A 12,607-nucleotide genomic window follows, 5' to 3' on the forward strand; every position below is an offset into this window, starting at 1 on the left:
TTCGCGGAGGGATCGCTATAATCGGCGGCTTTTGTTCATGAGTACGGGGTGAAGGATGCGCGATCGACTATTGGCTGCGGAGAAGGTGAAGGCCATCGATTGGCGTGATGGCGTCCTGTACCTGTTGGACCTGCGTGTCTTGCCGTTCGAGGAAAACTGGATCGCCTGCACCTGTGCCGCCGATGTGGCCGAGGCCATTGGCTCGCTGGTGGTGCGCGGCGCGCAGGCCATCGGCATCAGCGCGGCTTATGGTGTCGTGCTGGCGGCGCGGACCAGGGTGGCCGAGGGCGGTGACTGGCAATCGGCCCTGGAGGCTGATTTTGCCTTGCTGGCCGAGGCCCGGCCGACAGCGGCGAACCTCTTCTGGGCGCTGGATCGGATGCGCGACCGGTTGGGGCGCTTGAAAGAGCACGCCGAGCCGCTGGCGGTACTTGAGGCTGAAGCCATCGCGATCCACGAAAGTGACCGCGAAGCCAACCTGACCATGACCCAGCTCGGTGTCGACCTGATCCGCAAGCACCAGGGCAACGCCCAGGCCATCCTCACCCACGGCAACACCGGCGCCCTGGCGAGCGGTGGCTTCGGCACGGCCTTGGGTGTCATCCGTGGCGCGTATATCGAAGGCATGGTGGAGCGCGTCTATGCCGACGAAACCCGTCCATCGCTGCAAGGCTCGCGCCTGACGGCGTGGGAGCTGGCCCGTGAGAGCATCCCGGTGACCCTCAACGCCGATTCCGCCGCCGCCCACATCATGAAGACGAAAGGTGTGACCTGGGTGATTGTCGGTGCCGACTGCATCACCGCCAATGGCGATGTGGCGAACAAGATCGGTACCTATCAACTGGCGGTCTGTGCCATGCACCATGGCGTGCGTTTCATGGTGGTGGCGCCGAGTTCGACCATCGATATGAGCCTGGCCTGCGGTGATGACGTTCCGGTCGAGGAGCGCGATGGACGTGAACTGCTGGAAATCGGCGGCAAGAGGCTCGGTGCGGAGGTGGACGCCTTCAACCCGACGTTCGATATCACCCCGGCGGATTTGATCGACGTCATCGTCACGGAGAAGGGCATCATCGAGCGTCCGGACACCGCCAAGTTGGCGCAGTTGATGTGCCGCAAGCGGTTGCACTGAAGATTTCCAGAGGGTGATCTGCCGCCATCGCGGGCAAGCTCGCTCCCACAGTGGATAGGGCATGTCTGAAATTTCTGACATAAGAGTCCTTGTGGGAGCGAGCTTGCTCGCGATGAGGTCCTCAAAGGCAACAAATGCCTTGCATTTTCGCCCTGATTCTCCATCCGCAGCGCTTCTAAGCCCCTCTGGTCCCATATCAGCCTGTCACCGGTCAACTAACTACGCACCATGCGCATCTGGGGGATAGGTGCGTGGCGGCTCTTGTGATAACATCCGGCGGTTTCCAAGGCTGCCTCGCGAGGTGGCCTTTACTGCGCAGATCCATGGCATAACTCGTTGATTTGTCGTAAGTCGCTGCACGGCACTTGTTCTGCAGCGGCGAGCTTCGTTCGTCCCATCTGGATGTGACGAGGTTTCACCAGAAAAAGGAATCAGGCTTCTCATGGGCGAACTGGCCAAAGAAATCCTCCCGGTCAATATCGAAGACGAGCTGAAACAGTCCTACCTCGACTACGCAATGAGCGTAATCGTCGGGCGGGCGCTGCCGGATGCGCGCGATGGCTTGAAGCCCGTGCACCGGCGCGTGCTGTTCGCGATGAGCGAACTGGGCAACGACTTCAACAAGCCGTACAAGAAATCTGCCCGTGTCGTCGGCGACGTGATCGGTAAGTATCACCCCCACGGCGACACTGCCGTGTACGACACCATCGTTCGTATGGCGCAGCCATTCTCCTTGCGCTACCTGCTGGTAGACGGCCAGGGCAACTTCGGTTCCGTGGACGGCGACAACGCCGCGGCCATGCGATACACCGAAGTGCGCATGACCAAGCTGGCCCACGAACTGCTGGCCGACCTGCACAAGGAAACCGTGGACTGGGTGCCGAACTACGACGGCACCGAAATGATCCCGGCGGTCATGCCGACCCGTATCCCGAACCTGCTCGTCAACGGCTCCAGCGGTATCGCCGTGGGCATGGCGACCAACATCCCGCCGCACAACCTCGGTGAAGTCATCGACGGTTGCCTGGCCCTCATCGACAATCCCGAGCTGACTGTCGATGAGCTGATGCAATACATCCCGGGTCCGGACTTCCCGACCGCCGCGATCATCAACGGTCGCGCCGGCATCATCGAAGCCTACCGCACCGGCCGTGGCCGTATTTACATGCGCGCCCGTTCCACCGTCGAAGACATCGACAAGGTTGGCGGCCGCCAGCAGATCGTCATCACCGAGCTGCCGTACCAACTGAACAAGGCTCGCCTGATCGAGAAGATCGCCGAGCTGGTGAAAGAGAAGAAGCTCGAAGGCATCACCGAGCTGCGTGACGAGTCCGACAAGGACGGCATGCGCGTCGTGATCGAGTTGCGTCGTGGTGAAGTGCCTGAGGTGATCCTCAATAACCTCTACGCTCAGACCCAACTGCAAAGTGTGTTCGGCATCAACATCGTTGCGCTGATCGACGGCCGTCCGCGGATCCTGAACCTCAAGGACCTGCTGGAAGCTTTCGTACGTCACCGTCGCGAAGTGGTTACCCGCCGCACCGTGTTTGAACTGCGCAAGGCTCGCGAGCGTGGCCACATTCTTGAAGGCCAGGCCGTTGCCCTGTCGAACATCGACCCGGTGATCGCCCTGATCAAGGCCTCGCCAACGCCGTCGGAAGCCAAGGAAGCGCTGATCAGCACGCCTTGGGAGTCCAGCGCGGTGGTGGCGATGGTGGAGCGTGCCGGTGCCGATTCGTGCCGTCCGGAGAACCTCGACCCGCAATACGGCCTGCGCGAAGGCAAGTACTTCCTGTCCCCGGAACAGGCGCAAGCCATCCTGGAACTGCGCCTGCACCGCCTGACCGGCCTGGAACACGAGAAGCTGCTGGCCGAGTACCAGGAGATCCTCAACCAGATCGGCGAACTGATCCGCATCCTCAACAGCGCCACGCGCCTGATGGAAGTGATCCGCGAAGAGCTGGAAGTGATCCGCGCCGAGTACGGCGACGTGCGTCGCACCGAGATTCTCGATGCGCGCCTCGACCTGACCCTGGGCGACATGATCCCGGAAGAAGAGCGCGTGGTGACCATTTCCCACGGCGGCTACGCCAAGACCCAGCCGTTGGCCGCCTACCAGGCCCAGCGTCGCGGCGGCAAAGGCAAGTCGGCGACCGGCGTCAAGGACGAGGACTACATCGCTCACCTGCTGGTCGCCAACAGCCACACCACGCTGTTGCTGTTCTCCAGCAAGGGCAAGGTGTACTGGCTCAAGACCTACGAAATCCCCGAAGCGTCCCGCGCAGCCCGTGGTCGTCCGCTGGTCAATCTGCTGCCGCTGGACGACGGTGAATACATCACCACCATGCTGCCGGTGGAGGAATACACCGAAGGTCACTACATCTTCATGGCGACCGCCAACGGCACCGTGAAGAAGACCCCGCTGGAATCCTTCAGTCGCCAGCGTAGCGTCGGCCTGATTGCCCTGGAGCTGGACGAAGGCGACGTGCTGATTTCCGCCGCCATCACCGACGGCGAGCGTGAAGTCATGCTGTTCTCCGACGGCGGCAAGGTCACTCGCTTCAAGGAATCCGACGTTCGCGCCATGGGCCGTACCGCCCGCGGTGTGCGCGGCATGCGCCTGCCGGAAGGCCAGAAGCTGATTTCCATGCTGATCCCAGAAGAGGGCAGCCAGATCCTCACCGCTTCGGCGCGTGGTTATGGCAAGCGCACGGCCATCAGCGAGTTCCCTGAGTACAAGCGTGGCGGCCAGGGCGTGATCGCCATGGTCAGCAACGAGCGTAACGGCCGTCTGGTTGGCGCTGTCCAGGTGCTCGATGGCGAGGAGATCATGTTGATCTCCGACCAGGGTACCCTGGTGCGTACGCGGGTCGCCGAAGTCTCGAGCCTGGGTCGTAACACCCAGGGCGTGACGCTGATCAAGCTGGCCAGCGACGAAACGCTGGTAGGGCTTGAGCGGGTGCAGGAGCCATCGGAAGTCGAAGGCGAGGAGCTGGAAGGCGAGGAAGGCGTGGCGTTCGACGGCACCCTGGGTGCCGATGTCGACGACATGACCGGTGACCAACCGCTCGACGCTGCCGCAGACGAAGAAGAACCGCAGGACTAAGCGGACACGCGGGGGGCGGATGAAGATTCGCCCCCTTGTTGTTTGTCCCGTTTGAAAATTTGCGACACTGCACATTCTCCTGTGGGGCTGATGCTGCTCACTTAAGGTTTGTTTGATTCATTGTGGCGAGGGAGCTTGCTCCCGCTTGGGTGCGAAGCGCCCATAGAATGGGTCTGCTGCGCAGCCCAGCGGGAGCAAGCTCCCTCGCCACAGGTTCAGGGCAATCCTTACATGAGCGGTAGCTACCATCGGGTGATGGGTGAATGAAGATTTAAGTGACCACCAGATCAGAGCGAGATTGGATGTGAGCAAGAGAGCCTATAACTTCTGTGCCGGCCCGGCGGCGTTGCCTGAAGCGGTCCTGAAGCGTGCCCAGGGTGAACTTCTCGACTGGCACGGCAAGGGCCTGTCGGTCATGGAAATGAGCCATCGCAGCGATGAGTTCGTGTCCATTGCCACCAAGGCCGAGCAGGACCTGCGTGATCTGCTGAACATCCCGTCCAACTACAAGGTGCTGTTCCTGCAGGGCGGCGCCAGCCAGCAGTTCGCCCAGATCCCGTTGAACCTGCTGCCGGAAAGTGGCAAGGCCGACTACATCGACACCGGTATCTGGTCGCAGAAAGCCATCGAAGAAGCTTCGCGCTACGGTCACGTCAACGTGGCTGCCACCGCCAAGCCCTACGACTATTTCGCGATTCCCGGCCAGAACGAATGGAACCTGTCCAAGGACGCGGCCTACGTTCACTACGCGCCGAACGAAACCATCGGTGGCCTGGAATTCAACTGGATCCCGGAAACTGGCGACGTGCCATTGGTGGCCGACATGTCCTCGGACATTCTCTCGCGCCCTGTGGATATCTCCCGTTTCGGCATGATCTACGCCGGCGCCCAGAAAAACATCGGCCCTAGCGGCATCCTGGTCAGCATCATTCGTGAAGACCTGCTGGGGCGTGCCCGCTCCCTGTGCCCGACCATGCTCAACTACAAGGTCGCGGCCGACAACGGCTCGATGTACAACACCCCGCCGACCCTGGCCTGGTACCTCTCTGGCCTGGTATTCGAATGGCTGAAGGAGCAGGGCGGTGTCGAGGCCATCGGCAAGCTCAACGAAGTCAAGCAGCGCACGCTGTATGACTTCATCGACGCCAGCGGCCTCTACAGCAACCCGATCAACAAGACCGATCGTTCGTGGATGAACGTGCCGTTCCGCCTGGCCGACGACCGTCTGGACAAGCCGTTCCTGGCCGGTGCCGACGAGCGTGGACTGCTGAACCTCAAGGGCCACCGTTCGGTCGGTGGCATGCGTGCCTCCATCTACAACGCCGTCGACATCAACGCCGTCAATGCGTTGATCGCCTACATGGCAGAGTTCGAGAAGGAACATGGCTGATGTCTGAGCAAGAACTCAAGGCGCTGCGCCTGCGCATCGATGCCCTGGACGAAAAGGTCCTGGAGCTGATCAGCGAGCGTGCGCGCTGCGCCCAGGAAGTCGCCCGGGTGAAGATGGCCTCCCTGGCCGAAGGCGAAGTGCCGGTGTTCTATCGTCCTGAGCGTGAAGCCCAGGTGCTCAAGCGTGTCATGGAGCGCAACAAGGGGCCGCTGGGCAACGAAGAGATGGCGCGGTTGTTCCGTGAAATCATGTCCTCGTGCCTGGCGCTTGAGCAGCCGCTGAAAGTCGCCTACCTGGGGCCGGAAGGGACCTTCACCCAGGCCGCCGCCATGAAGCACTTTGGTCACGCCGTGATCAGCAAGCCAATGGCGGCCATCGACGAAGTCTTCCGCGAAGTGGCGGCCGGCGCGGTGAATTTTGGCGTGGTGCCGGTGGAAAACTCCACCGAGGGCGCGGTCAACCACACGCTGGACAGCTTCCTCGAGCATGACATGGTGATCTGCGGTGAAGTCGAGCTGCGTATCCACCATCACCTGTTGGTCGGCGAGAACACCAAGACCGACAGCATCAGCCGGATCTATTCCCACGCCCAATCGTTGGCCCAGTGCCGCAAGTGGCTGGACGCCCATTACCCGAACGTCGAGCGCGTAGCGGTATCGAGCAACGCCGAAGCGGCCAAGCGGGTCAAGGGTGAGTGGAACTCGGCGGCGATCGCTGGTGATATGGCGGCCGGCCTCTACGGGCTGACGCGCCTGGCCGAGAAAATCGAGGATCGCCCGGACAACTCCACGCGGTTCCTGATGATCGGCAGCCAGGAAGTACCGCCGACCGGCGACGACAAGACCTCGATCATCGTCTCCATGAGCAACAAGCCCGGTGCGCTCCATGAACTGCTGGTGCCGTTCCACGACAACGGTATCGACCTGACGCGGATCGAGACCCGTCCGTCGCGCAGTGGTAAATGGACCTACGTGTTCTTCATCGATTTCGTCGGCCACCACCGCGATCCGCTGGTAAAAGGTGTGCTGGAGAAAATCAGTCAGGAAGCAGTGGCACTCAAGGTGCTGGGTTCCTACCCCAAGGCAGTTCTTTAAGGGCGGATAGCAAATGAGTGGCAACTTCCTCGCTCTGGCTCAGCCAGGCGTGCAACAACTCTCGCCTTACGTTCCGGGCAAGCCCGTCGACGAACTGGCCCGCGAGCTGGACCTGGATCCGGCCAGCATCGTCAAGTTGGCGAGCAACGAAAATCCGTTGGGCGCGAGCCCCAAGGCACTGGCGGCGATCCGCGACGAACTGGCCGAGCTGACCCGTTACCCCGATGGCAATGGGTTTGCGTTGAAAAGCCTGCTGGCCGAGCGCTGTGACGTCGAGCTGAACCAGGTGACGCTGGGCAATGGCTCCAACGACATTCTTGAGTTGGTCGCCCGTGCGTACCTGGCACCGGGTCTCAACGCTGTGTTCAGCGAGCACGCGTTTGCGGTCTACCCGATCGCGACCCAGGCCGTGGGCGCGGATGCCCATGTGGTTCCGGCCAAGGACTGGGGGCACGATCTGCCGGCCATGCTGGCCGCCATCGATGCCAACACGCGGGTGGTCTTCATTGCCAACCCGAACAACCCGACCGGCACCTGGTTCGACGCCCAGGCCTTGGACGACTTCCTGCAAGACGTGCCCGCGCACGTGCTCGTGGTGTTGGACGAGGCCTACATCGAATACGCCGAAGGCAGCGATTTGCCCGATGGCCTGGATTTCCTCGCGGCCTACCCGAACCTGCTGGTTTCGCGCACGTTCTCGAAAGCCTACGGCCTGGCCTCGCTGCGGGTTGGCTACGGCTTGTCCACCGCCGTGGTGGCCGACGTGCTGAACCGCGTGCGCCAGCCATTCAACGTCAACAGCTTCGCCCTGGCAGCAGCCTGTGCCGCCTTGCAGGATGAGGCCTACCTGGCCGAAAGCCGTCGCCTGAACGCGGCCGGTATGCAGCAGTTGGAAGCGGGGTTCCGTGAGCTGGGCTTGAGCTGGATTCCATCCAAAGGCAACTTCATCTGCGTCGACCTGGGGCGTGTCGCTGCGCCGGTGTACCAGGGGCTGCTGCGCGAAGGCGTGATCGTGCGTCCGGTGGCTAACTACGGCATGCCGAACCACCTGCGCGTCACCATCGGCCTACCGGCGGAAAACAACCGTTTCCTTGAGGCGTTGAGCAAGGTTCTGGCTCGTGGTTGATGTCACTTCGCTGCAACCTGCTGCCCCTATGATCGGTCGCCTGGTGGTGGTCGGCCTGGGGTTGATTGGCGGTTCGTTTGCCAAGGGCTTGCGTGAAAGCGGTCTGTGCCGCGAGGTGGTCGGTGTCGACCTGGATCCGCAGTCGCGCAAGCTGGCCGTGGAGCTGGGGGTGGTCGATCGCTGCGAGGATGACCTGGCGATCGCTTGTCAGGGCGCGGACGTGATCCAATTGGCGGTGCCGATCCTGGCCATGGAAAAACTGCTGGCGCGTCTGGCGACCATGAGCCTGGGGCAAGCGATCCTGACCGACGTCGGCAGCGCCAAGGGCAACGTCGTGCGTGCGGCCACCGAGGCCTTCGGCGGGATGCCGGCGCGCTTCGTGCCCGGCCATCCGATTGCCGGTTCCGAGCAGAGCGGGGTGGAAGCCTCCAACGCCGAACTGTTTCGTCGCCACAAAGTGATCCTCACGCCGCTGGACCAGACGGATCCAGCCGCGCTGGCGGTGGTGGACCGTTTGTGGCGCGAACTGGGCGCCGATGTCGAGCACATGCAGGTCGAGCGTCACGATGAAGTGTTGGCGGCCACCAGCCATTTGCCGCACCTGTTGGCGTTCGGCCTGGTGGATTCGTTGGCCAAACGCAATGAAAATCTTGAGATCTTCCGTTACGCTGCCGGCGGTTTCCGCGATTTCACGAGAATCGCTGGAAGCGACCCGGTCATGTGGCACGACATCTTCCTCGCCAACCGCGAAGCTGTCTTGCGCACACTCGATACATTTCGCAGCGACCTCGACGCCTTGCGCGACGCGGTCGATGCAGGGGACGGGCACCAATTGCTGGGCGTTTTCACACGCGCCAGGGTGGCCCGCGAGCATTTCAGTAAAATCCTGGCCCGTCGGGCCTATGTGGACGCTATGAACTCCAACGATCTGATTTTCCTGGCACAACCTGGTGGCTCCCTGAGCGGGCGTATTCGTGTACCGGGCGATAAATCGATTTCCCACCGTTCGATCATGCTCGGCTCCCTGGCCGAAGGCGTGACCGAGGTGGAAGGCTTCCTCGAGGGTGAAGACGCCCTGGCAACGCTGCAAGCGTTTCGCGACATGGGGGTGGTCATCGAAGGTCCGCACCACGGTCGCGTGACCATCCATGGTGTCGGCCTGCACGGCCTCAAACCTGCTCCGGGGCCCATCTACCTGGGTAACTCCGGGACCTCTATGCGCCTGTTGTCCGGCCTGCTGGCCGCGCAAGACTTCGACAGCACCCTGACCGGTGACGCCTCGCTGTCCAAGCGCCCGATGAATCGCGTCGCCAATCCGTTGCGGGAAATGGGCGCGGTCATCGAGACGGCCGCCGACGGTCGTCCGCCGATGATCATTCGTGGTGGCAACAAGCTCAAGGGCCTGACCTACACCATGCCGATGGCCAGCGCGCAGGTAAAATCCTGCCTGCTGCTGGCGGGTCTCTACGCCGAAGGCAAGACCACCGTCACCGAACCGGCCCCGACCCGCGACCATACCGAGCGCATGCTGCGCGGCTTCGGCTACCCGGTCACGGTCGATGGCGCCACGGCGTCCGTCGAGTCTGGCAGCAAGCTGACCGCTACCCACATCGAAGTGCCGGGTGACATCTCCTCGTCGGCATTCTTCCTGGTGGCCGCTTCGATTGCCGAAGGTTCCGACCTGGTGCTCGAGCATGTCGGCATCAACCCGACCCGCACCGGCGTGATCGACATCCTGCGCCTGATGGGCGCTGACATCACCCTGGAAAACCAGCGTGAAGTCGGCGGCGAGCCGGTGGCGGACCTGCGCGTACGAGCAGCTAAACTCAAGGGTATCGAGATTCCGGAGGCGCTGGTTCCGCTGGCCATCGACGAGTTCCCGGTGCTGTTCGTGGCGGCTGCCTGTGCCGAAGGGCGCACCGTATTGACGGGTGCCGAAGAGCTGCGGGTCAAGGAGTCGGATCGCATCCAGGTGATGGCTGATGGCTTGCTCGCCCTGGGCGTCAAGTGCCAGCCAACGCCGGACGGCATCATCATCGACGGCGGCCAGATCGGCGGCGGCGAAGTCCATGGTCACGGTGACCATCGTATCGCCATGGCCTTCAGTGTTGCGTCTTTGCGCGCCAGCGCGCCGATTCGCATCCATGATTGCGCCAACGTCGCGACGTCGTTCCCGAACTTCCTGGCGCTGTGCGCGCAGGTCGGTATCCGAGTAGCACAAGAGGCGCAGTCGTGAACATCAAGGCACCGGTCATCACCATCGATGGCCCAAGCGGTTCGGGCAAGGGCACCGTCGCCGGGATCCTGGCCAGGCAGTTGGGCTGGAACCTGCTCGATTCGGGTGCCCTGTATCGTCTATTGGCGTTCGCTGCCGCGAACCATGGCGTCGACCTGACCAACGAAGAGTTGCTCAAGGCGCTGGCGGCTCATCTGGACGTGCAATTCATTGCCGCGACCGACGGTCAGCTCCAGCGCATCATTCTGGAAGGTGACGAAGTCAGCGACGTCATTCGTACCGAAAGCGTGGGGGCCGGGGCCTCCCAGGTCGCCGCGCTGCCGGTGGTACGCGAAGCCTTGCTGCAACGCCAGCGTGCCTTCCAGGAGCCGCCGGGGCTGGTGGCCGATGGTCGTGACATGGGCACGGTGGTCTTTCCTGACGCGCCGCTGAAGATTTTCCTCACCGCCAGTGCAGAGGAGAGGGCGCGTCGCCGATATTTGCAGTTGAAGGGCAAAGGCGAGGATGTTAGTCTGTCGAGTCTGCTAGATGAGATCCGTGCACGCGATGAGCGTGACACCCAGCGCGCAGTAGCCCCGCTCAAGCCGGCGGCCGACGCGATACAGCTGGATTCCACGGAGTTGTCCATCGATCAGGTGCTGCAACGCATCATGAGCGAGATCGCCATTCGCGATATCGCCGGGTGACAGGAAGCTCCGCAGGGGACCAGTCATAGTCCTGCGGCGCTTCTTTTATATGAAACTAACCCACATCGTCTGGGGTGTGGAGATGGGCGTTTACTTCGCCCTAATCAACAGGAATTAAAATGAGCGAAAGCTTTGCGGAACTCTTTGAAGAAAGCTTGAAAACCCTGAACCTTCAGGCAGGCTCCATCATCACCGGCGTTATCGTTGATATCGATTACCAAGCTCGCTGGGTAACCGTTCACGCTGGTCTGAAGTCTGAAGCGCTGATCCCGCTTGAGCAGTTCTACAACGACGCTGGCGAACTGAACATCAACGTCGGTGACGAAGTTCACGTTGCGCTGGACTCGGTTGAAGATGGTTTCGGTGAAACCAAGCTGTCCCGTGAAAAAGCCAAGCGCGCTGAATGCTGGATCGTTCTGGAAGCGGCCTTCGCAGCTGAGGAAGTGGTCAAGGGCGTTATCAACGGTAAGGTTAAAGGCGGCTTCACTGTCGACGTTAACGGCATCCGTGCGTTCCTGCCAGGTTCCCTGGTTGACGTCCGTCCAGTGCGCGATACCACGCACCTGGAAGGCAAAGAGCTGGAATTCAAGGTCATCAAGCTGGACCAGAAGCGCAACAACGTTGTCGTTTCCCGTCGCAGTGTCCTGGAAGCCGAGAACTCCGCCGAGCGTGAAGCTCTGCTGGAATCGCTGCAGGAAGGCCAGCAGGTCAAGGGTATTGTCAAGAACCTCACCGATTACGGCGCATTCGTCGATCTGGGTGGCGTCGATGGCCTGCTGCACATCACCGACATGGCCTGGAAGCGTATCAAGCATCCTTCGGAAATCGTCAACGTTGGCGACGAGATCGATGTCAAGGTTCTGAAGTACGATCGCGAGCGCAATCGTGTTTCCCTGGGCCTCAAGCAACTGGGTGAAGATCCATGGGTCGCTATCAAAGCCCGTTACCCAGAAAGCACCCGCGTCACCGCTCGTGTTACCAACCTGACCGACTACGGCTGCTTCGCTGAGCTGGAAGAAGGCGTTGAAGGCCTGGTACACGTTTCCGAAATGGACTGGACCAACAAGAACATCCACCCTTCGAAAGTCGTACAAGTCGGCGACGAAGTGGAAGTCATGGTTCTGGACATCGACGAAGAGCGTCGTCGTATCTCCCTCGGCATCAAGCAGTGCAAGTCCAACCCATGGGAAGACTTCTCTGGCCAGTTCAACAAGGGCGATAAAATCTCCGGCACCATCAAGTCGATCACCGATTTCGGTATCTTCATTGGTCTGGACGGCGGCATCGACGGCCTGGTTCACCTGTCCGACATCTCCTGGAACGAAGTGGGCGAAGAAGCCGTGCGTCGTTTCAAGAAGGGCGACGAGCTGGACACCGTTATCCTGTCGGTTGACCCAGAGCGCGAGCGTATCTCCCTGGGTATCAAGCAACTGGAAAGCGATCCGTTCTCCGAGTACGTTCAAGAGAACGACAAAGGCGCAATCGTTAAGGGCATCGTGAAAGAAGTTGACGCCAAAGGCGCCATCATCACTTTGGCCGACGATATCGAAGCGACTCTGAAAGCCTCCGAAATCAGCCGTGACCGCGTTGAAGACGCGCGCAACGTTCTGAAAGAAGGCGAAGAAGTAGAAGCCAAGATCATCAGCGTTGACCGCAAGAGCCGCGTAATCCAGCTCTCCATCAAGTCGAAAGACGATGCTGAAGAGAAAGAAGCAATCCAGAGCCTGCGCGACAAGCCAGCTACCTCTGACATTGCTGCTGGTCCTACCACTCTGGGCGACCTGTTGCGTGCACAAATGGAAAAACAGAACTGAGTTCTGTCAGACCATAGAAAAAG

Annotated in this window: 8 protein-coding genes; all 8 read left to right on the plus strand. The window is 61.2% G+C overall.

Annotated features, from left to right (window positions below):
* Positions 1-55 precede the first annotated feature (55 nt).
* The 8 genes from mtnA (at position 56) to rpsA (ending at position 12,584) form a co-directional block, all read left to right on the plus strand.
* Positions 56-1,132 carry an S-methyl-5-thioribose-1-phosphate isomerase gene (gene mtnA, locus BLO97_RS10100; RefSeq protein ID WP_092345747.1) on the plus strand — a complete coding sequence of 359 codons (1,077 nt, stop codon included), beginning with the start codon at positions 56-58 and terminating at the stop codon, positions 1,130-1,132.
* Between the two features lie 442 nt (positions 1,133-1,574).
* Complete coding sequence (gyrA, locus tag BLO97_RS10105; RefSeq protein WP_063322358.1) at positions 1,575-4,238, plus strand: DNA gyrase subunit A; 2,664 nt, start codon at positions 1,575-1,577, stop codon at positions 4,236-4,238.
* Positions 4,239-4,542: 304 nt separating this feature from the next.
* Positions 4,543-5,628 carry a 3-phosphoserine/phosphohydroxythreonine transaminase gene (serC, locus tag BLO97_RS10110; RefSeq protein WP_003199231.1) on the plus strand — a complete coding sequence of 362 codons (1,086 nt, stop codon included), beginning with the start codon at positions 4,543-4,545 and terminating at the stop codon, positions 5,626-5,628.
* Positions 5,628-6,722 (plus strand): prephenate dehydratase, encoded by a 1,095-nt coding sequence (gene pheA, locus BLO97_RS10115; RefSeq protein ID WP_003199233.1) that lies wholly within the window; start codon positions 5,628-5,630, stop codon positions 6,720-6,722. The genes serC and pheA overlap by 1 nt, the downstream gene beginning before the upstream one ends.
* 13 nt (positions 6,723-6,735) lie before the next feature.
* On the plus strand, positions 6,736-7,848 hold the full coding sequence (hisC, locus tag BLO97_RS10120) for a histidinol-phosphate transaminase (RefSeq protein ID WP_092345749.1): 1,113 nt from the start codon (positions 6,736-6,738) through the stop codon (positions 7,846-7,848).
* Positions 7,849-7,876: 28 nt separating this feature from the next.
* The gene (locus BLO97_RS10125; protein ID WP_256571811.1) at positions 7,877-10,084 is read left to right on the plus strand and encodes a bifunctional prephenate dehydrogenase/3-phosphoshikimate 1-carboxyvinyltransferase; all 2,208 of its coding nucleotides are present in this window, start codon (positions 7,877-7,879) and stop codon (positions 10,082-10,084) included.
* Complete coding sequence (gene cmk / locus BLO97_RS10130) at positions 10,081-10,770, plus strand: (d)CMP kinase (RefSeq protein WP_092345753.1); 690 nt, start codon at positions 10,081-10,083, stop codon at positions 10,768-10,770. Before BLO97_RS10125 ends, cmk begins: the two co-directional genes overlap by 4 nt.
* Before the next feature lie 119 nt (positions 10,771-10,889).
* Positions 10,890-12,584: a 30S ribosomal protein S1 gene (rpsA, locus tag BLO97_RS10135; protein WP_014337228.1), complete on the plus strand. Its 1,695-nt coding sequence runs from the start codon at positions 10,890-10,892 to the stop codon at positions 12,582-12,584.
* Positions 12,585-12,607 lie beyond the last annotated feature (23 nt).

The organism is Pseudomonas sp. NFACC05-1 (genome assembly GCF_900100135.1).
Lineage (GTDB): Bacteria > Pseudomonadota > Gammaproteobacteria > Pseudomonadales > Pseudomonadaceae > Aquipseudomonas > Aquipseudomonas fluorescens_Q.